The 19,183-nt window shown below is 68.3% G+C and carries 16 protein-coding genes and 1 pseudogene; 10 read left to right on the top strand and 7 right to left on the bottom strand.

What is annotated here, in order from left to right:
* Positions 1 to 42 precede the first annotated feature (42 nt).
* Complete coding sequence (locus IG04_RS0111335) at positions 43 to 621, top strand: TetR/AcrR family transcriptional regulator (protein WP_245815925.1); 579 nt, start codon at positions 43 to 45, stop codon at positions 619 to 621.
* On the opposite strand, the gene IG04_RS0111340 is transcribed toward IG04_RS0111335, so the two are convergent.
* The gene (locus IG04_RS0111340) at positions 614 to 1,138 is read right to left on the bottom strand and encodes a GNAT family N-acetyltransferase (RefSeq protein WP_030476552.1); all 525 of its coding nucleotides are present in this window, start codon (positions 1,136 to 1,138) and stop codon (positions 614 to 616) included. The genes IG04_RS0111335 and IG04_RS0111340 overlap by 8 nt on opposite strands.
* A 10-nt stretch (positions 1,139 to 1,148) precedes the next feature.
* Positions 1,149 to 3,554 carry a hypothetical protein gene (locus tag IG04_RS0111345; RefSeq protein WP_030476553.1) on the bottom strand — a complete coding sequence of 802 codons (2,406 nt, stop codon included), beginning with the start codon at positions 3,552 to 3,554 and terminating at the stop codon, positions 1,149 to 1,151.
* 98 nt (positions 3,555 to 3,652) lie between these two features.
* Here IG04_RS0111345 and ahcY point away from each other — a divergent pair, with 98 nt between their 5' ends.
* The 3 genes from ahcY to IG04_RS47145 all read left to right on the top strand — a co-directional run bounded on the left by ahcY (position 3,653) and on the right by IG04_RS47145 (position 6,443).
* Positions 3,653 to 5,116, top strand: a complete 1,464-nt coding sequence (gene ahcY, locus IG04_RS0111350) for an adenosylhomocysteinase (protein WP_030476554.1) — start codon at positions 3,653 to 3,655, stop codon at positions 5,114 to 5,116.
* A 48-nt stretch (positions 5,117 to 5,164) separates the two neighbouring features.
* Complete coding sequence (locus tag IG04_RS0111355; RefSeq protein ID WP_030476555.1) at positions 5,165 to 5,632, top strand: hypothetical protein; 468 nt, start codon at positions 5,165 to 5,167, stop codon at positions 5,630 to 5,632.
* Between the two features lie 385 nt (positions 5,633 to 6,017).
* Positions 6,018 to 6,443, top strand: coding sequence for an Imm1 family immunity protein (locus tag IG04_RS47145; RefSeq protein WP_159460428.1), 426 nt, complete (start codon positions 6,018 to 6,020; stop codon positions 6,441 to 6,443).
* Between the two features lie 178 nt (positions 6,444 to 6,621).
* Here IG04_RS47145 and IG04_RS48895 read toward each other — a convergent pair.
* The 3 genes and pseudogenes from IG04_RS48895 to IG04_RS43885 all read right to left on the bottom strand — a co-directional run.
* Positions 6,622 to 6,831: pseudogene (locus IG04_RS48895) on the bottom strand (Imm1 family immunity protein); the annotation flags it as partial.
* Positions 6,832 to 6,934: 103 nt separating this feature from the next.
* Positions 6,935 to 7,114 (bottom strand): DUF397 domain-containing protein, encoded by a 180-nt coding sequence (locus IG04_RS45130; RefSeq protein ID WP_245815927.1) that lies wholly within the window; start codon positions 7,112 to 7,114, stop codon positions 6,935 to 6,937.
* Positions 7,089 to 8,042, bottom strand: coding sequence for a DUF5753 domain-containing protein (locus IG04_RS43885; protein ID WP_144065206.1), 954 nt, complete (start codon positions 8,040 to 8,042; stop codon positions 7,089 to 7,091). Before IG04_RS43885 ends, IG04_RS45130 begins: the two co-directional genes overlap by 26 nt.
* Between IG04_RS43885 and IG04_RS0111380 the strand changes: the two genes are divergently transcribed.
* Complete coding sequence (locus IG04_RS0111380; protein WP_051769583.1) at positions 8,026 to 10,068, top strand: TerD family protein; 2,043 nt, start codon at positions 8,026 to 8,028, stop codon at positions 10,066 to 10,068. The two genes, IG04_RS43885 and IG04_RS0111380, sit on opposite strands and share 17 nt — an antisense overlap.
* A gap of 192 nt (positions 10,069 to 10,260) precedes the next feature.
* On the opposite strand, the gene IG04_RS0111385 is transcribed toward IG04_RS0111380, so the two are convergent.
* Entirely contained in the window at positions 10,261 to 11,229 is a 969-nt protein-coding gene (locus IG04_RS0111385; protein ID WP_030476559.1) for a hypothetical protein, read from the bottom strand.
* 142 nt (positions 11,230 to 11,371) lie between these two features.
* On the opposite strand from IG04_RS0111385, the gene IG04_RS0111390 reads away from it, so the two are divergent.
* The 5 genes from IG04_RS0111390 to IG04_RS0111410 all read left to right on the top strand — a co-directional run bounded on the left by IG04_RS0111390 (position 11,372) and on the right by IG04_RS0111410 (position 17,283).
* The gene (locus IG04_RS0111390) at positions 11,372 to 12,016 is read left to right on the top strand and encodes a dTMP kinase (protein WP_030476560.1); all 645 of its coding nucleotides are present in this window, start codon (positions 11,372 to 11,374) and stop codon (positions 12,014 to 12,016) included.
* 75 nt (positions 12,017 to 12,091) lie between these two features.
* Positions 12,092 to 12,922, top strand: a complete 831-nt coding sequence (locus tag IG04_RS0111395; RefSeq protein WP_211257736.1) for an SAM-dependent methyltransferase — start codon at positions 12,092 to 12,094, stop codon at positions 12,920 to 12,922.
* A gap of 185 nt (positions 12,923 to 13,107) precedes the next feature.
* A complete protein-coding gene (mtrA, locus tag IG04_RS0111400) occupies positions 13,108 to 13,785 on the top strand; it encodes an MtrAB system response regulator MtrA (RefSeq protein WP_030476562.1) in 678 nt (225 codons plus the stop codon).
* Between the two features lie 10 nt (positions 13,786 to 13,795).
* Positions 13,796 to 15,550, top strand: coding sequence for an MtrAB system histidine kinase MtrB (gene mtrB, locus IG04_RS0111405; RefSeq protein ID WP_051769585.1), 1,755 nt, complete (start codon positions 13,796 to 13,798; stop codon positions 15,548 to 15,550).
* The gene (locus tag IG04_RS0111410; protein ID WP_030476564.1) at positions 15,547 to 17,283 is read left to right on the top strand and encodes an LpqB family beta-propeller domain-containing protein; all 1,737 of its coding nucleotides are present in this window, start codon (positions 15,547 to 15,549) and stop codon (positions 17,281 to 17,283) included. The genes mtrB and IG04_RS0111410 overlap by 4 nt, the downstream gene beginning before the upstream one ends.
* Positions 17,284 to 17,648: 365 nt before the next feature.
* On the opposite strand, the gene IG04_RS0111415 is transcribed toward IG04_RS0111410, so the two are convergent.
* The gene (locus IG04_RS0111415; protein WP_030476565.1) at positions 17,649 to 18,266 is read right to left on the bottom strand and encodes a ComF family protein; all 618 of its coding nucleotides are present in this window, start codon (positions 18,264 to 18,266) and stop codon (positions 17,649 to 17,651) included.
* Positions 18,267 to 19,183: the final 917 nt, after the last annotated feature.

The raw sequence follows: 19,183 nt of genomic DNA on the forward strand, positions 1-19,183 counted from the left end.
TCGGTAGTGATCGTGTCGCGGCAGGTCTCTACAGTGATCGCCGTGGGACTGCGCGAGCGCAAGAAGACCGAGACCCGAGCGGCGCTGTCGGCCGCCGCACTGCGGCTCGCCCTGGAGAAGGGCGTGGACGACGTGCGCGTCGACGAGATCGCCGAGGCCGCGAACGTCTCACCGCGCACCTACAACAACTACTTCGCCAGCCGCGAGCACGCGATCGTCGCCGGCATCACGGCCACCCGCGCGCTCCAGGTCGCGGAGGCGTTGCGGGCCAGGCCATCCGACGAACCCCTGGTCGACTCGATCATCGCCGCGTTCGCCGCGCAGTACCGCGAACCGCCGACCGAGGCCCTCGCCCTGATCACCTCGGCACCTGCGTTGCGCGCGGCCTACCTCGACTCGGTGGCGGAGCTGGAACCGCCGATCGCCGACGTGATCGCGTCGAGGCTCGGCAAGTCCGGCCAGGGCGCCGAGGTGCTGGCGGCCGCGGTGTCCGCAGCCGCCCGTCTCGCCGTGCAACGGTGGGTGGACCTGCGCCCGTCCGGTCTGGTCGTGGTCTCGGCGGCCTCGATCGAGGACCACCTGCGCGAGGCGATCGGCCACCTCGCGCCCGCGCTCAGGTGAGTTCGTCCTTCAGCACGCACATGAGCAGCGCGTCGTGCCACTCGCCGTCGCGGAAGAACGACTGCCGGAACCGTCCGTCGACCTGGAAACCGACCTTCTCGTAGGACCGGATGGCGCGGGTGTTCGCCTCCACGACGCCGAGTTCGATCGAGTGCAGCCGCATGGTGCCGAACCCGTACCGGCAGGCCGTGCGCAGGGCATCGGTGCCGTAGCCGCCGCCCCAGTGGTCCTTCTCGCCGATGTAGATGTCGACCTCGGCCCGTGCGTTGACCGGGTCCGCGTCCCGCAGCACGACGACGCCGATGAGCTTGCCGTCCTTCAGCGTCTCGATGCAGAAGGTGACCTTCTCGTACGAGTTCTCCTGACGGTCGGCGAAGCGTTTGCGCGCCGACGCCAGCGACGAGTGGTAGTAGCTCTGCAGCCACCGCATCACTTCCTCGTCGTTGTGCCAGCGGTGGAACGCGTCGGCGTCCTCCGGCTCGACGGGCCGCAGTCGGACGAGATCCCCGGTCAGCATGATCCGCAGACTAGGAGCCGCCCAACGCGTCCCGCGACCGAGTTTCCGGCTTGCGCGCGAACGGCAGCGCAGGCGACTCCGGCGCGTCCACCCGCAACAGCCCCGCCGCGATCGCCACCGCCCGATCCCACTCCGGGTCCGACGTGTAGTCCGAGTGCGCCGACACCCCGGACCGCCACCGCCGTCCGGGGAACGGCCCGCGCTGCGGATCCGGCAGCCAGTGGTCGCCACCCAGCACCAACGCCCCGGTGGGTCCGCGCAAGGCAGGCGCCAAAGCACCCTCCGAACCGTCCTCGCGATAGCCGACGCCGAGCAACATGCCGTCGAACACCTGACGCCGCCACGTCGTCACGGCGCCGCCCAGCGGATCGGTGCCCCGGCACAGCGCGCGCCAGCGCCCGTCCAGCCCACCGGCCAGCCGGGCCAGCGACGCGTGCGGCACCACGGCCGGGAACGCCCGCGGGTACGCCCACTGCAGCTGCGAACCGGCCGTCAGCAGCCCGATCCGTTCGCGGTCGTGCGCAGGCAGTTCCTCCAGCAACCGGGCAGCGGCGACGGCGACCAGCAGGGAGCCCTGCGAGTGTCCGCAGAGGACGACTCGGGTGCCGGGGTCGCGCAGGTGGTCCTGCACGCGGGCCACGAGCTCCGGCACGACCTTCAGCGCGTAGCAGGGCGGCACGATCGGATGCGCCTCACGCGGCCAGAACTGCGCGATGTCCGCGATGACCCCGAGCCGTCGCCCGGACTCCGGCTGCCGCGCCGCCAGGTACACCGCGCGCAGCAGTGACACGGCCAGCAGACCGAGCACGAACACGCCGAACGCGGAGAACGGATACGTCCACGACGCCAGCGGCACGTTGCTCAACCGGAGCAAGGAAGCGAGCACGGCGCCGACCACCAGCACGGACGCGATAATCAGGATCATGTGATGGCCGTGGTTGCGTTCCCAGCGCGCCCACCACCATGCCCGCGTCGCCATGCGGAGGTCACGCATCCGGCCCGAGTGCAGCAGCGAAGCCTCACGCGCCCACACCTTGCCCTTGCGGAACGCCCGCCATCGCACGGCACCGGTGAACGAAGCCACCGCGAGCATGCTCAGCAGCGCCAACGCACCCGCCACGCCCCACAGCAGAGTGATGTAGTTGTAGCCGACCGGCAGGTCCAGATCGCCGCCCAGCGCCTTGCGCACCGGCAACGCCACTCCGGCGCCGAAGCCGCCGCCGAGCAGTCCGGCGATCGCCAGCACCGGGGCCGCGAACCAGCCGCCGGCCCACGGCCGCAGTTCGCGCGGCAGCGAGCGCCACGACTTGCGGGCCAGCAGCGCGGCGGGCACCAGCAGCAGCCCGAACAGCACCAGCACGAACGCCATCAGCAACGCCACGACCTGCACGGTCACGTCCGCGCCGGGCACCCGCAACGGCAACTGCTCCTGCAGTCCCAGCGTCGTCAGCACCAGAAGCACCGAGGACATCAGCAGCAGCCGCCGCGGCTTACGACTCAACGCCGCCCGCAGCCACCGTCCGCCGCGATGAGGCGCACCGCCCGTGGGGTCGTCCAACAACAACACGCCGAGCACGGACAGGCCGATGAGCACCAGCGAGACAGTCCACGCCGCCGTGATCGCGACACCCATGCCGCCGGTGGCCGTGAGCTGCTGCAACGGCCCGCCCAGCGCGATCAGCGACGTCACCGCGAGCGCGGCCACGATGTGCAGCGACCGCAACGCCGGCGTGTCCGGGTCGGTCGCCACGTGCGCGCCGGGCAGTCCGGACGGGGGCTGCCTGTCCTGCTCCTCGGCGTCGGCGATCTCCTTGCGCTCGATCCGCCATTCGACGTGCGAGACGCGTCGCATCACCGCGATCACCACCAGGATCGGCAGCAACCCCAGGAAGGTCCGGAACCAGGGAAAAGCGCGCACGTCGGCCGGAATGCTGGTCAAACACGCGGTAGCGGGCCGCAGGCACTGGGCGGCGAGCAGGTCGAGGCTGACCACCGAGATCTGCGCGACCAGCAACGCCGTCAACAGCAGCGCGAACACTCGCAACAACGACCGCAGGCCGATGCCGAGCAGGTGAGCGGGCAGGTTCTGCTCGGGAACGGGAGGGAGCATCCAGTGCGCGACGTTCGCGATGCTGAACGGGAAGAGCAGCGCCCACGTGGCCTTGGCCACACCGCCGGACGTCATTCCACCCCACAAATACCCCTCGACCACGCGGGGGATGGGACGGCCCTCGGTCTGCAAAACTGGTCCAGGCGCGGGCCTGCGGAGTCTGTCAGCCGGGCGCACGATGCGCCCGAGACCGTCTCCCGCAACGTCCACGGCCGCAACGGCGTCGACCAACGTCTGCGGCGTCGTTCCTTGTACGCCGTGCACGCGCAGCTCGACGACACGTGTGTCCGGGCCGGCAATCAACACCCGAGACCTCCCTCACCCAACGTGGGGGACATAGTGGTGCATCAGCGGGCGGTATGGTCGGACGACACCCTCGCTGAAGTGCCCTGGAGGACTTCGTAATGACCGCGGAACGGTTGCAGACCCGCAACGGCATCGACTTCGCAGTGGCCGACCTGTCGCTCCACGAGTTCGGCCGCAAGGAGATCCGGCTGGCCGAGCATGAGATGCCCGGCCTCATGGCGTTCCGCCGCGAGTACTCCGGGGTGTACCCGCTCAAGGGCGCCCGCATCTCCGGCTCGCTGCACATGACGATCCAGACGGCCGTCCTCATCGAGACCCTGGTTGACCTGGGCGCCGAGGTGCGCTGGGCCTCCTGCAACATCTTCTCGACGCAGGACCACGCGGCGGCTGCCGTCGTCGTCGGCCCCCACGGCACGGAGGAGGAGCCCAAGGGCGTCGCCTGCTTCGCCTGGAAGGGCGAGACCCTGCCGGAGTACTGGTGGACGGCCGAGCAGATGCTGACCTGGCCGGACGGCGGCGGCCCGAACATGATCCTGGACGACGGCGGCGACGCCACCATGCTCGTCCACAAGGGCAAGCAGTACGAGACCCAGGGTGTCGTGCCCTCGCCGGAGGCCGACGACTCCGACGAGTGGAAGGTCTTCCTCGCCCTGCTGAAGAAGTCGCTCGAGGCGGACAACGGCAAGTGGACCAAGATCGCCGAGGGCGTCCGCGGCGTCACCGAGGAGACCACGACGGGCGTCATGCGCCTGTACCAGCTGGCCGCCGCCGGTGAGCTGCTCTTCCCCGCGATCAACGTCAACGACGCGGTCACCAAGTCGAAGTTCGACAACCGCTACGGCATCCGCCACTCGCTGATCGACGGCATCAACCGCGGCACCGACGTCCTCATGGGCGGCAAGGTCGCGGTCGTCTGCGGCTACGGCGACGTCGGCAAGGGCTCGGCCGAGTCCCTGCGCGGCCAGGGGGCCCGCGTCATCGTCACCGAGATCGACCCGATCTGCGCCCTGCAGGCCGCGATGGACGGCTACCAGGTCGCTCGCCTGGAGTCGGTCCTGCCGACCGCCGACATCATCATCACGACGACGGGCAACAAGAACGTCGTCACCGTCGAGCACATGGCGCAGATGAAGCACCAGGCGATCCTGGGCAACGTCGGCCACTTCGACAACGAGCTCGACATGGCCGGCCTGCAGCGCTACCCCGGCATCCGCAAGAACAACATCAAGCCGCAGGTAGACGAGTGGATCTTCCCGACGGGCCGCACGATCATCGTGCTGTCCGAGGGCCGCCTGATGAACCTGGGCAACGCCACGGGCCACCCGTCGTTCGTCATGTCGAACTCCTTCTCGAACCAGGTGATCGCTCAGGTCGAGCTGTTCACCAAGTTCAAGGAGTACGACAACGAGGTCTACCGCCTGCCCAAGGTGCTGGACGAGAAGGTCGCGCGCATCCACCTCGAGGCACTCGGCGGCGAGCTGACCAAGCTCACCAAGGACCAGGCCGAGTACATCGACGTCGACGTCGAGGGCCCGTTCAAGCCGGAGCACTACCGCTACTGACTTCTTTGACAGGGGCCTCCCGCGCGCGCCGCGGGAGGCCCCTGTTTCATGTTCACCGTGGGATTCTTCGGCACGTACGCCTACGAGCACGGTTCCTGGAAGACGCTGTCCGAGGGCGAACTGCCGCCCCTCGCGGAGCCGTTCCTGTGGATTGACATCCACGACAGCGACATCACCTCGGTCGTCTACGCCCCGGCCGGCACCGGTTCCGGTGTCGCCTACCTGGGCCTGACGCCGCGCACGTACTTCGAGAACCCCAGCGCGTCCGACCCGACGGACGTCCTGCAGGAGGCTGCGGGTCTGGCCGAGTGGTGGGCGCTTTCCCGCTCCGGTGACGTTCCGGCCAAGCAGGCCGAGCTGCTCGCGTTCCTGGCCGAGGACGAGGATCCGAACGCGTTCGAGTGGGCCGAGTCCGAGGATGTCGCCGAGATCGACGACGGTGAGGTGTTCGTTGAGGTGAAGACTCGGCGGTTCCTCGCTGCGCTGGACCTGCCGGTGCCCGACGGGCTCAGCTGACGCTCACCGGGGCCGCTGAGAAGGCCCGCAGCCTCATCGAGCAGGTCTCGCGGGAAGCGGTCAGTCCGAATTTCATCGGGTGCTCGACTGGTTCAGCCAGGTCATCAGTGAGATTGATCAGCTGCAACATCAGCTGACCGCGATTCACGCCGGCGTGACCGGTGCGGTCAACCGCTTCGGGGGAAAGCGGCCGAGAGCGGCGTCGAACACGACGTCGTCGGCGGCGAGCACGACTGGCAGCAGGCTATCGATGTGTTGGCAGAACTCCGAATCGGTCCGCTCGCGGCACCTTCTGGGTGGCGGCCCGGCAATGAGCTTGACCTCGACGTGTGTGACCGCCTTGGCCGGGTGGCGAGCAGACCTACCGGGGAATGGAGGCCCAGACATGAGCTATGTCTTGGAGGCTTCGTACAAACACGGCGCGGGCGTGAGTCTGTTGCGCACCAACGACGACATCGACGGCTTTCTGACTGAGCTGCTGAACGCAGGGCCGGACTACCAGTCGGCGACGGTCTACGCCATGGACGAGTCCGCCGACGAGGACCCGACGCACGAGTTGGTGGTTGGCGTCGACCAGGCCAGCGCGCTCGGTGCTGTTCGGTTCGCCGGTGATGACGGCGAGTGGTTCAGCAAGGGAGAACAGGTCAACCCGGACGGCGTCCGCTACCTGTACTACGGGACGGCGCACGAGTTCCCGGCTGACTCGGAGGTGCCGCTCGACGTGGTGCGGCAAGCCCTGCGGGAGCTGCTGTCGAACGAGGGAACGCGGCCTGAGGGCTTGTCGTGGCAAGCGGCTACCGAGCTACGGTGAGCCCCCTGCCGGGCTTCGATACAGCCATCGTCCGGCCTGGCGGAGTGGTAGGCGATTTCCTACTCCGGTGACGTTCCCGCCAAGCAGGCCGAACTGCTCGCGTTCCTGGCCGAGGTGTTCGTCGAGGTCAAGAGTCGGCGGTTCCTCGCTGCGCTGGACCTGCCGGTGCCGGACGGGCTCAGCTGACGCTCGCCAGGTGCGGGAAGTCCGCAGGAACCAACCCGCCGTGATCGAAGTAGGCCGTCAGCACTGATCGGACGGTGTCCAGCGGAACCTCGTAGTTCGCCGGAATCAGCGTCTCGTGGCCTTGAAAGTCGTAAACCAGGTCTCCGGTCGCGTTCAGATCACCTTGTGTCGCCCGCAGGTCGTCCGCTCCGCTGATGCGGACGTAGCCTCGGTCGGTAGTGGGCTGCTATCGACTGGTCGATCGTGTCCAGCACGCGCCACAGCGCGTCGGCCACATCGCCCAGTGACGCCACGCCAGGCCTCCTCTATCGATGGAAGGCCCCCACGAAGGTTTCCCATGCGTCAGCGCTGAACCCGAGCTCGGGGCCTGCGGTGTTCTTGGAGTCACGGACGCGCACGACCTGGGCGAACGCCACCTCGACGCAGTTGCTCCCATCGGTGCCGCCGCTGTAGCTGCTCTTACGCCAGGTGCAGTTTCCGGTCACTGAGGTCCTCCCGCGATCGGCTGGCGAGATCCGCCACCATCGATCGCGATTGTTCCTCATCGAGCGCGAGCGCATCCAGGTGCGCGAAGATCAGTTTGCACTGCTTGATCCCGGCCAGATCCTGCACGAACACCTGCGCGAGATCCGACTCCGTGTAGGCCGTGCTGCTGCGTTTCTCCCACTCCCAGAGCACGTAGTTGGCCGCGAAGACGCCTGACATGCCGATTGCCGCAGGCACGACCCGGATGACGTGAGTGTGGAAGAGCAGCCGCATGAGCTGGTCCTCCATGATCTCGTCGCTGCCGACCTTGAACCTCAGCGCGTGCTCGTGGATGTAGAAGGTGCACTGCGGGCGGTTGTGTCGCCGGAGGATCGCCTGCCGCTCGATGCGGAAGCGGACATTCCTCTCGATCACATCCGGAGCGGCGAGGCGAGCCTCGAACAGTGCGGCTGCATAGTCCTCCGACTGCACAAGGCCAGGTATGGACGTCATGTCGTAGCTGGTGATCTTGTCCGCCGTCGACTCGGCCATCGCCATTGTGCGGAGGTTGGTCGGCACCTGCACGAAGTAGGGGTTGAACGCGGACCGGTACCGCTCCAGGAAGTCCGTGATGAAGGCCTGACTGCGCCCGCACCGCCCCAGGTACTGGATGATGTCGATCTCGGTGGCGCGCACCTTGCCGTGCTCGATGTTGGAGACCTTCCCCGGATCCCACCCGAGCATCCGGGCGATCTTCCTGCCGCGGAAGGTCGTGAAGCGCTCGCGCACCTGGCGCAACTCATCGCCCAGGTCACGGCTGTACGGGGTGGACGGATCGCCGTTCATGAAATTCGACGTTAGGCGATGGAGCAGGAACAACATCGTGCCCAAACGGGTGGAATTGCGTTGACGTGCGGGTTTTACTGACCGGGTGCGGACGACCATCATCAAGAAGACCCTGCGCGTGCCCACTTCGGACGGCGCGCCGGGGGACGGTGCCGCCGTCGCGAGGCAGTTGGACGCCGCGCTGATCACGTCGGGCTTCAAGGCCTCGCGGGAGCTGCTCGAACACGTTTCCGGCCTGGCTGATGCCGAGGACTACGCCGCGGAGGTCGTGCGCGCGGTCAAGGAGTTGATCGGTGCGCGGGGGCAGCACAACCCGTACTTCAAGGAGTTCCCGCACAACGTGCCGGACACCCTCGCGTTCTGGCGGGAGTGCCTGCGGGACGCGCTGGAGCAGGGCATCGCACCGACGAACAACCTCCTTGACCTGCCGAAGTACGGGCGCGTTCAGCACTCCTACGAGGAGATGTTGCGGGCGCACGACGAGCTGATCCCGTCGTTGAAGGACCGCATCACGCTCGTGCATCTCGGTGGCACGCTCGAAGAAGAGGCGCAGCGTCTGTTCGAAGAGCTCGCCACGAGTCCGATTCCGTTGGCCGAGAACGACAGGGCGTTGCTCGGGGAGCTGGCCGTGCTCTGCCCCGACGGCGAACTGGACGTGCCCGTCCGGGAGAACCGCGCGATCCTCAACGCCGCCCGGCTGGTGGCGCAGCGGCCTCTTCAGGACATCGACACCGTCACCGACGTACTGCGGCTCGCCGCCGAGGCGTCCGGGGGAGACGTCACGCTCAAGGAGCCGACGCGCTTCCGGTCGTTCCGCCGGCCTGAGCGCAGGGCGTTGCTCGGTGCGTTGAACGAGGTGGCGGAGAGCAAGCTCGGTGACGTCGGCCAGAACCGTGAGGCGTGGAAGCGTCTTGGTGAGCGGTTGCACCCGCACGAGTACCCGTTCGAACGGGCGCAGGACGTGTTCGCGGTGGCGCGCGGGGAGAAGGTCGCGCGGTCGTTCGCCGGGCAGGTCGAGCTGGCGTTCGCGGAGAACGACGTCGAACGTGCCGCCGAGGTCCTGGCCAAGGCGCCCGGACTGTTGCTGCGGCAGCTCGACAGGCTGCTCCGGCACGGGGCGGGCAACCTCGCCGAGCGCGTCGAAGCCGCGGTGCCGGAGGTGTCCAGCCGCGTGCTCATCTCGGTGCTGGAGCACCTGTCGAACCGCACGACGCCGGACACCGCACGCGTGTTCGCGACCCGTGCGCGCAGGGTGTGGATCGCCGACGACGACCGCGAGCCGCTCGATGCGAAGGCGGTCGCGGAGATCGTCGAGGTGGTCGAGAACGAGCTGATCCGCCGGCTTCCGGACTACTCCGAGCTGGTCGTGGACGACGAGGTGCTCGACGTCGTGGTGCCGGTTTCCGGTACCGAGGAAGGTTTCGGCGTGCTGCCGCGCGGGTCGAAGCTCTGGCTCGAAGGTGACGTGCTGCGGTTCTTCGTGCACTGGCGGCAGCACGCGAAGCGGACCGACTACGACCTGTCCGCGGTGCTGCTCGACGAGAAGTTCGAGTACCAGGGGCAGGTGTCGTGGACGTGGCTGAAGCGCAAAGGTGCGTACTACTCGGGTGACGTCACCGATGCCTCGGACGGCGCGACGGAGTTCATCGACCTGCATCGGGACGGGTTGAAGGCCAAGTACGTCGTGCCGCAGGTGAACATCTACTCGGGGGAGGGGTTCGACGACGTCGCCGAGTCGATGTTCGGGTTCATGAGCCGCGACCTCGGCCAGATGGGCAAGCCGTTCGAACCGAGCACGGTGCGGGCGCGCTCTGCCATGCGAGGCAAGGGAAAGGTCGCTTTACCGGTGATGTTCGAACGGGAGGGTGACGCCTGGTTCGGCACGTGGCTGCACCTCTACCTGCGCGGCGCGTCGTGGGGCAACCGGGTCGAGGAGAACCGCGACGTCGTGAAGCTGATCGCCGCGGCGGCGTTGCGGCGCAAGTACTTCACCGTGGCGAGGCTTCGGGACCTGTTCGCCCGCAAGGCATCCACAAAGGACGCTCCGGCGTTCCGCATCGGTTTGGTGCAGGATGAGACCGGAACCGTCACCACGGTGTCAGAACTCGGGAAACTGCTGTCGGACTGATCCGAATCGCGCTAACGTGGTCCCAGCGAGGCCATGAGAGAGCTTCCTCCTAAATCTGGAACCGGTCTGGTCTTCGGACCGCCGGTCTTTAGCTCCCTCGCTTTCCTCGCCCTAGCTCAGGGGACGTGCGTCCGCGGAACGCGCGGACCGCGTCGCTCGGGGTGCCCTCTGGGGACACCCCAGACCCCAGGTCTAGCTCCACTCGACGGCGATGCCCGCGATCCCAGGCCCGACGTCGCCGAAGTACGCGCTGACGACGCCGCCGAGCCCGCACACCAGCTCGTCGACGTCGACCGGCGTCGCGTCGGCCGAGGCCAGGAACTGCTTCATGCAGCGCGCGGGCATCGCGCGCCGGTGGAACGAGAGCTGCACGAGGTACGAGCCGCAGGTGTCGCGGAACGTCCGGTGGTGGCCAGGGGTCGCGCTGCCGGTGTCGTCGACGATCGTGAAGCTGAAGACGTGCTCCTCGCCCGCCGCGAGCCGCCGGTCGAACAGCATCTCCACGGCGAGGTTGCGGGAAGCGCTTTCCCGGCGCAGTCGCCCCTGCCGGCAGCCTTCGCCTGATCTGACCATCGCGTTCTCGATCAACGAGCCGTCGTCGCCGTGGTGCGTCGCCAGGTATCGGTCCGGTCCCTGACGCACCGCGCGCACGACCAGCCGTGTGGTGATGGAGCGTTGCTCGCGGTGCATGCCTATCTGGACGGTGTCGTGCACGGAGAGCACTTCGAGGTCGGCGTTGCCCCGGGCGGCCTCTGGTACGGAGTCGAACGTTGCGAGCAGTGGCGCGTGATCGGGCCAGGTCGCGACCGGGCGTGGCGCGTAGGTGTTCGCGGTGCGAGGGCCGATGAGGTCCAACAAGGACGAAGGCGGTAGGCGCAGCACGGTCTCCAGCGCGCGCACTGTGCTGATGGCGCGTGGCACCTCGGGATGGCGCAAGCCGCGTTGCCAGTACGAGAGCGTCGACTGGCCAACTTGGACACCCAGCTGTTCGAGATGTGCGCGCAGCCGTGCGAGCGAGAGGCCCCGGTGGGCGATCGACTCGCGCAAAGCGCGGTGGAACGGCCCGTAGCGCAGCGTCTCGGCGAGGGGGGTCGGCAGACCCCCGGTCGGGTGCCCGGTCGGTTCGTCGACCGACCCGGCGTGCCCGGAATCCGCGGTCACCGCGGCACCTACCCTTCACACGCGCCGTGTGACTGTTCACCGTAGTCACTCGTTCTGGTGATCGAAAGATCGGATTTCGCCCGTGTGGGGGACGCGCTGCGGCCGTGTGAGTGGCCGGAACCGGTCCAGTTAGGGTTCTGGCGTGGGAAAGCTCGTGGTGATCGAAGGTCTGGACGGGGCCGGCAAGCGCACGCTCGCCAACGGACTGACCGAGGCGTTGGCCGCTCAGGGCAGGACGGTGGCCGGCCACGCGTTCCCGCGCTACGGCGTCAGCGTGCACGCTGACCTGGTCCGCGACGGCCTCTACGGCAGGCTCGGCGACCTGAGCGAGTCCGTCTACGGGATGGCCGTCCTCTACGCGCTCGACCGGCGCGGCGCGGCCGACGAGATCCGCAAGGACCTCGAGGAGCACGACGTCGTTCTGCTCGATCGGTACGTGGCGTCGAGTGCCGCGTACAGCGCCGCGCGGCTGCACCAGGACGAGCACGGCGAGTTCGTGCGGTGGGTGCACGAGCTGGAGATCGAACGCTTCGGGCTGCCCGTTCCCGATCTTCAACTGCTGCTGCGGGTGCCGGTGGAGGTCGCGGCCGAACGGGCGGCGAAGCGGGAGCAGGCCGACGAATCACGCGCCCGAGACATTTACGAATCCGATGGCTCGCTGCAGGCCAGATGCGGCGTCGTTTACGACGGATTGGCGAACATCGGCTGGCTCTCCCCGTGGCAAGTGGTCGATGGGCGGTCAAACGTGAACTTTCATTCGCTTCTGGAACCGCTGTTCACTCCTTGAGTGGTCGCTCACGTGCGTACCGATTGACACGATCGAGTGTCCGGTTGTCACTGTGAGTGAATAGGAGATCGCAATTTGAAGCGTGTACTGCAGCGAACCCCGGTCGGTGTCGCCCGGACGGCGGTGCTGATCGCTGCCGCCCGCGCCAACGAGCAAGGTCGTCTCCGCCGCCTCTTCGACGACCCGCTGGCCGCAGGACTCGTGGAGGCCGCCGGCTCCGCGAGCGACCTGAACGGCGTCCGGACCCTCGCAGGTGATCACTTCGTCCTGCGCACCCGGTATTTCGACGACGAACTCCTCGGCACGCCGCAACCCCAGGTAGTGATCATGGCGGCGGGCCTCGACACAAGAGCGTTCCGGCTGCAGTGGCCGCCGGGCACGACACTCTTCGAACTCGACCTGCCCGAGTTGGTCGAGTTCAAGGAAGACGCTCTGCGCGACCAGCTCGCACAGCCCGCCTGTGAACGTGTCGTCGTCCCGTGCGATCTGCGGGACGACTGGGCGACAGCGCTGATAGGAGCTGGTTTCGACCCGAAGAGGCCCACAGCGTGGTTGCTGGAGGGCCTCTTCATGTTCCTGCCGCCGGACGCGGGCGAGCAGGTCCTGTACTGGGTGAGCGCGCTGTCCGCCCGTGGCAGCACGCTCGCGCTCGAACACGTCAACCGCGCCTTCCGCGAGTTGCCGCAGATGAAGCCCGTGCACCAGCGGTTCGACGCGCTGGACGCCCGCTGGCTGTCCGACGTGGAGGACCCCGTCGAGTGGCTCGACGGCTACGGCTGGCACGCGACGGTGACGCACCAGGTCGACCTGGCCGCGCGGCACGACCGCGCCGTCCCGGCGATCACCGACCCCCGGAAGGTGGGTGACGCGCGCATCTGGCTGGCCTCCGCCGTTCGCACTGCCTGAGAGCACTTGGTAACGAAAGGTGATCCTCTGGCGGATACTCCCGCGACGAACAGGTCAAACGGGGCGAGGTGGGGTACGTGGAACGACAGTTCCGGCCGGTTACCGAACGAGCGCACATCGCCACCAGCAGCAACGGAACGTGGGCGGTGCGCGAACGCGCGACCGGCAGTGCGACGATGTTGGGTATGAAGGCACGCGTGCTCGTCGTCGATGACGACCCCGCCCTGGCGGAGATGCTGACGATCGTGTTGCGCGGGGAGGGCTTCGACACCGCGGTGGTCGCCGACGGTGCTCGTGCTCTGCCCGCGCTGCGCGAGCTCAAGCCCGACATCGTGCTGCTCGACCTGATGTTGCCGGGCATGAACGGCATCGACGTCTGCAAGGCGATCAGGACCGAGTCGGGCGTGCCGATCGTGATGCTCACGGCGAAGAGCGACACGGTCGACGTGGTGCTGGGCCTCGAGTCCGGTGCGGACGACTACGTCGTCAAGCCGTTCAAGCCCAAGGAGCTCGTGGCTCGCATCCGGGCGCGCCTGCGGCGCACCGAGGCCGAGCCGTCCGAGGTGCTGCAGATCGGCGATCTGACGATCGACGTCCCCGGCCACGAGGTGCTGCGCGAGGGCAGGCCGATCCAGCTCACGCCGCTGGAGTTCGATCTCCTCGTCGCGCTGGCCCGCAAGCCGCGCCAGGTGTTCACCCGCGAGGTGCTGCTCGAGCAGGTGTGGGGTTACCGCCACGCCGCCGACACGCGTCTGGTGAACGTCCACGTGCAGCGGCTGCGGTCCAAGGTCGAGCGGGACCCGGAACACCCCGAGGTGGTGTTGACTGTCCGCGGTGTCGGGTACAAGGCCGGCCCTCCGTGACAGGTGACGTATGAAGTTCGTTCGGCCGGCCATCGCGAAGGCGCAGTTCCTCGTCGAGGAAGCGCGTAAGCGGTGGTCCGCGTTTGGTGACCTCTGGCGTCGTTCGCTGCAGTTGCGCGTCGTCGTGTCCACGCTCGCTCTCTCGTCGGCCGTGGTGTTCGTGCTGGGCATGGTGCTGCAGATGCAGATCACCAACCAGCTGCTGAACACCAAGGACGAGGCCGCGGTGCGCCAGGCGATCGCCTCGCGCAGCCTGATCCAGTCCGACCTGGTCGGTCTGAATCCCGGGCCGGACAGCGTGCAGACGCGGTTCACCAGCGCGATCAACAAGCTCGCTGTCGGTGGCGCCGGTACGGACGCCACGACGGCGGGTGCCGGCGCGTTCGAACCAGTCCTGGCCGACGGACTGGGTTCCGCCGGCGCGGGGCGCGTGCCGTCCGTCGGCAAGCTCGACGACGTGCCGCGCGGGCTGCGCGAGATGGTCGAGGACGGCGGTTCCGGCACCCAGATCCACACCGTGCAGCGCGACGGCGTGCAGACCACGTTGTTCGTCGTGGGCCTGCCGATCAGCACGTCCGCGCGCTCGATGCAGCTGTACCTGATCTTCCCGCTGACCGCCGAGCAACGCACGGCCGAGGTCGTGCAGTCCACTCTGGCGGTCGGCGGCATCGTGCTGCTGGTCCTGCTCGCGTTGATCGCGAACCTGGTGACGCGCCAGGTGGTGCGGCCGGTGCGGCAGGCCGCCGAGGTCGCCGAGCGGTTCGCGGACGGCACCCTGCACGAACGCATGCACGTCGTCGGAGAGGACGACGTGGCGCGCCTGGCCGAGTCGTTCAACGAGATGGCCGAGTCGATCCAGGCGCAGTTCAAGCAGCTGGAGGAGTTCGGCCAGCTGCAGCGCCGGTTCACCTCCGACGTCTCGCACGAGCTGCGCACGCCGTTGACGACGGTGCGCATGGCCGCGGACGTCCTGCACGCCTCGCGCGAACAGTTCCCCGCCGGGCTCGCCCGGTCCACCGAGCTGCTGGTGGACGAACTCGACAGGTTCGAGTCGCTGCTGGGCGACCTGCTGGAGATCTCCCGCCTGGACGCCGGCGTCGAGGAGCTGTCCGCCGACCAGGTCGACATCCGCGTGCTGGCGCGTCGCGCGCATGACTCGGTGCGGGCGATCTCCACGAGCGCCAACTCGCCGGTGGTGCTGGACCTGCCCGATTCCGAACTCGTCGCCGAGCTTGATTCGCGCCGCGTGGAACGGATTCTGCGCAATCTGCTCGCGAACGCCATCGACCACAGCGAGGGCCAGCCGGTCGAACTCACCATGCGCGGCAACGACGACGCCGTCGCGATCACCGTGCGGGACCACGGCGTCGGTCTGCGCAAGGGCGAGGCCGAACTGGTGTTCAGCCGCTTCTGGCGTGCCGACCCGTCGCGCAACCGCCGCACCGGCGGCACCGGCCTGGGTCTGTCGATCTCGCTGGAGGACGCCCGTCTGCACGGCGGCTGGCTGGAGGCGTGGGGCGAGCCCGGCCACGGTGCCGTGTTCCGCTTGACGTTGCCCCGCAGGCACGGCGAGGAGCTGCGCGAGAGCCCGCTGCCGCTGGCGCCCGCGATCGAACTCGAACCCGGCTCCGTGGTCGACGAGCCTGTCGTCGAGGAGGAGCCCGGCGAGATCGAGCTGCGGCCAGAGGAGATCACCTGGCAGCCCGCGGAGCCCGTGGACGGGCCGCCCGCGTCGTCGGACGAGGTTTCGGAGGAAGTGCGGTGAAACGGCTGGCATTGCTGCTGCTCGTCCTCGTGACCCTGTCCGGGTGCGCCGCGATCCCGACGAACACCCAGCCGAAACCGATCGGGTCGAAGGACAGCAAGGCGTCCAACACCCCCGCCGCGCCGGAACCGCTCCAGAACATCGACCCGTTCACGCTCGTGCGCGACTTCATCGAGGCGACGTCGAACCCGGACAACAACTACGCGGCCGCCCGCGCGTTCATGACGCCGGACGCCAGCCGGAAGTGGGACACCAAGAACCCCACGATCATCGAGACCGCGTTCTCCACCGTGCCGACCTCGCAGGCGCCGCAGGACAAGACGCAGACCGTTCTCCTGCAGGGCAAGTACGTCGGCCGGCTCGGCAGCGACAACGCGTTCGTCCCGCAGCTCGGCGACTTCCAGAAGCCGGTGAAGGTCGAGCGCAACAGCGAGAACCAGTGGCGGATCTCCGAACCGCCCGCGGGCATCTACATGCCGCAGAACCTCTTCAACACCACGTACCGCCGCATCACGCTGTACTTCTACAACCCCGAGTTCACCGTGCTGGTGCCGGATCCGCGTTACGTCGTGATCCCGCCGGCGACGTCGATTCCGACGCGCGTGACCGAACTGCTGATCGCGGGCCCTGGCGACGCCGTCCGCGACACCTTGGTGAGCGCGCTGGGCCCGGACGCCGACAAGTTCTCGGACACTCGCGAATCCGACGACGGCGCACTGGAGGTGAACCTCACCAACGTCGGCAAGGACCTCACCCCGGAAAAGCGCAAGCAGATCGTCGCGCAGGTCGTGAAGTCGTACTTGGGCGTCACCTCTTCGCGCGTGCGCGTCCTGGTGGACGGCCAGCAGATCCTGCCCGACCAGCGCGACTACCGGCCGTCCGACGTGTCGGCGACCGCGGGCGAGGCGTTGCTGGCGCTGAACGCGAACCTCCAGGGCATGATCGTGGCGGACGGCTCGGTCCGTTCGCTGACCGACGGCGCCCCGATCAAGGGCCCCGCGGGCACAGGCGCGTACAGCGTCGCCTCCGCCGCACAGTCCCTGGACGGCTCACGCCTGGCCGTGGTCTCCCGCTCCGGCGGCGGAATGCGGCTGCGAGTCGGCGAGCTGGAACAGGAACTGTCCGAAGTGGACCTGACCGCGACCACCCTGTCGAGACCGACGTGGCAGCTCTCGAGCGGCCCGAAGGAACCGGGCACCGAGGTCTGGACGGCGGTCGACGGCACCTCGGTGACCAGGGTGACCCGCTCCGACAACGGCAGCTGGACCGCCAAGGGCGTCAACATCACCGACATCGTGCCGTTCGGCTCGATCAGCGAACTGCGCCTCTCCCGCGACGGCACCCGAGCCGCCCTGGTGATCGCCGGCAAGCTCTACATCGCTTCGGTGGTGCGCAACAACCAGGACGTGGCGCTGCGCTCACCGCGGCAGCTGCAGCCGTCGATCCTGGGCTCGGCCGTGCAGTCCATCGACTGGCTCTCGCAGGACGTGCTGGTGGTCTCCTCCTCGCTGCCTTCGTGGCCGGTCACCAAGGTCTACACCGACGGCTATCGGATGGACCGCTACAGCCAGTCGAACCTCAACGTGCCGGTGGGTTCAGTGGCGGCGGCGCCGGCGCGTCAGGTGCAGGTGGTGGACCCTTCCGGGCTGTGGTCGGCTTCGGACATCACTGATGTGTGGAGGTCGAGCGGGATCCGGGTGCCGATGGGTGCGCTGGTGTTCTACCCAGGCTGATGCGTCTGAGTTGGCGTGGCGCTGGGTGGCTGGGCTGACGCGGCTGGGCTGACGCGGCTGGGCTGACGCGGCTGGGCTGACGCGGCTGGGCTGACGCGGCTGGGCTGACGCGGCTGGGGATGGCTGGACAGCGGCGTGCGGCGCGGTCGGGGCGGCTGGACTGAGGTGGTCTGGGCTGGTTGGTGGCTGAGTTGGCGTGGCCAGGCGGATGGCGCGGCGCGGACTGGTCGGCGGTGCCGACGTGGCGAGTCGTTGTTGCGAGTTTTCACCGCCTGCCGAAGCGTCCCGCCCCACGCCACCCGACCACAGGCGTCGCTATCCAGGACCTCAGACCCTGACTGCAGACGCCCTCACTGCCGCGGCCCTCACTGCCCAGGCCGGTGCGGCCGGGCCGACGTCAGCACCAGCACCGCGTTCGTCCGCACCCCTGCCTGCCGCAGAGCGCGAACACAGGCCGACGCCGTGGCCCCGGTGGTGACCACGTCGTCCAGCAGCACGGTGGTGCCCGGCGGCGCCGGACCACAGACCTGCACCCGCCCGTCCAGGTTCCGCCTCCGCGCTCCGGCGCCGAGCCCCACCGAGTCGGCCACTCCGGCAGCCAGGCGCAGCACGGGTGCGACGGCGGCGATCTCCGCCTCCCTCGCGATGCGCAGCATGTGGTCGCCGCCGCGATCCCGCGCGGCACTGCGGCGTGAAGGCGCGGGGATGAGCGTCCACGGTGGAGGCCCGAGAGCGACGAGGGCTGCCGCGACCAGGGCGCCGAACCACGCTGCGAGGGGCCGTGCGCCTCGTTCCTTGAAGGCGAGCACCAGTTCCCTTGCGGCGCCGTGATAGGCGGCCAGCGTCCACACTGGCGGGCCCACACCGGGGACCTGGAGCCGTGTGGGTGGGCCGAACGAGGCGAAGCACGTGGCGCAGCACTGGGAGCCGGCGCGGCCGCAGCCGGAGCAGGTGGCCGGCACGAGCAGGTCGAAAGCTGTCATGGGATCAGGATGGCGGCGAGGTCTGACAGAAAATTCGGGGGAGAGGCTCGGCGGGGTCTTTCGGCACCGCCCACAAGGGTGAAGTTCCGGTGACGTTGTCGATCTCCGAGACGGTTCGGCGCGACGAGAATCCCCTGCTCGGCGCGCGTTCTGTGACGATCTTGCGAGACGAAGTAACTTGTTTCGACCCGTTTGTCCCAGCCGGTGTTTCAGAACTGAGGCGTCCGCACATGAGGCGTCGATCAACGGCCTCGGACCCGAGCGATCACGCGCCTGAGGCGGCCTCGGACGTGCGCCTCACGCCCCCGACTTGTTAACGATTATTCACGTATGGAGCTGACCAGCGGTTATTACTGGGCAATAGCGGTACGTCCGTGCCGACGGTGATCGACTGCCTTGTCCGCCATTGGGCGAAATCTACCGTTCAGCCAGGCGTGACTGGGCTGTGATCGGGCATCCGCGGCGCTCAGTTCGGTGCGAAGAAGTGCGGCGGGGCCGCCGAGAGGCTCGGAATCGATCTCTTCCAGGTTTCGGGAACATGACGCGCGGGTCGCCCGTTGGCTGGGTATGAGGCCGCGACTGGACCCGTTCGACGCAGCGAGACTGCCGTCGAGTGCCGGTCCGGGTGTGCGCCGTTCGGGTGAGTGGAGTGCCGGGAGGTTTGGTTCGGGGCACGCTCGGGAAACGACTGGCAACGCGCTGTCGTCGCGCTGCGTAGTCATCAAAAAATCTCGTCGTTCCCCCGGCAAGGGGGCTTACGCGACGGTGAATCCCAAGCTAACGTGCACCGCTATCAGCGTTCCCGGCCCACGGGGAGGAGGCGAACAGCCCATGACCCTGGCGCCGTGAGAGCTGAGGGAGACGACCCTCTGCGACACATCCGCGATCGAAGATCGCCACGGCGCTTTAATGCAGTC

Source organism: Lentzea albidocapillata (assembly GCF_000719115.1).
Lineage (GTDB): Bacteria > Actinomycetota > Actinomycetes > Mycobacteriales > Pseudonocardiaceae > Lentzea > Lentzea albidocapillata.

What these genes read in the sequence shown, in the direction of transcription:
- IG04_RS0111340 (WP_030476552.1), bottom strand. Translation starts at nt 1,138, where the DNA reads ATGCTGACCGGGGATCTCGTCCGACTGCGGCCCGTCGAGCCGGAGGAC.
- ahcY (WP_030476554.1), top strand. Translation starts at nt 3,653, where the DNA reads ATGACCGCGGAACGGTTGCAGACCCGCAACGGCATCGACTTCGCAGTG.
- IG04_RS0111355 (WP_030476555.1), top strand. Translation starts at nt 5,165, where the DNA reads ATGTTCACCGTGGGATTCTTCGGCACGTACGCCTACGAGCACGGTTCC.
- IG04_RS47145 (WP_159460428.1), top strand. Translation starts at nt 6,018, where the DNA reads ATGAGCTATGTCTTGGAGGCTTCGTACAAACACGGCGCGGGCGTGAGT.
- IG04_RS43885 (WP_144065206.1), bottom strand. Translation starts at nt 8,042, where the DNA reads ATGATGGTCGTCCGCACCCGGTCAGTAAAACCCGCACGTCAACGCAAT.
- mtrA (WP_030476562.1), top strand. Translation starts at nt 13,108, where the DNA reads ATGAAGGCACGCGTGCTCGTCGTCGATGACGACCCCGCCCTGGCGGAG.
- mtrB (WP_051769585.1), top strand. Translation starts at nt 13,796, where the DNA reads ATGAAGTTCGTTCGGCCGGCCATCGCGAAGGCGCAGTTCCTCGTCGAG.
- IG04_RS0111415 (WP_030476565.1), bottom strand. Translation starts at nt 18,266, where the DNA reads ATGACAGCTTTCGACCTGCTCGTGCCGGCCACCTGCTCCGGCTGCGGC.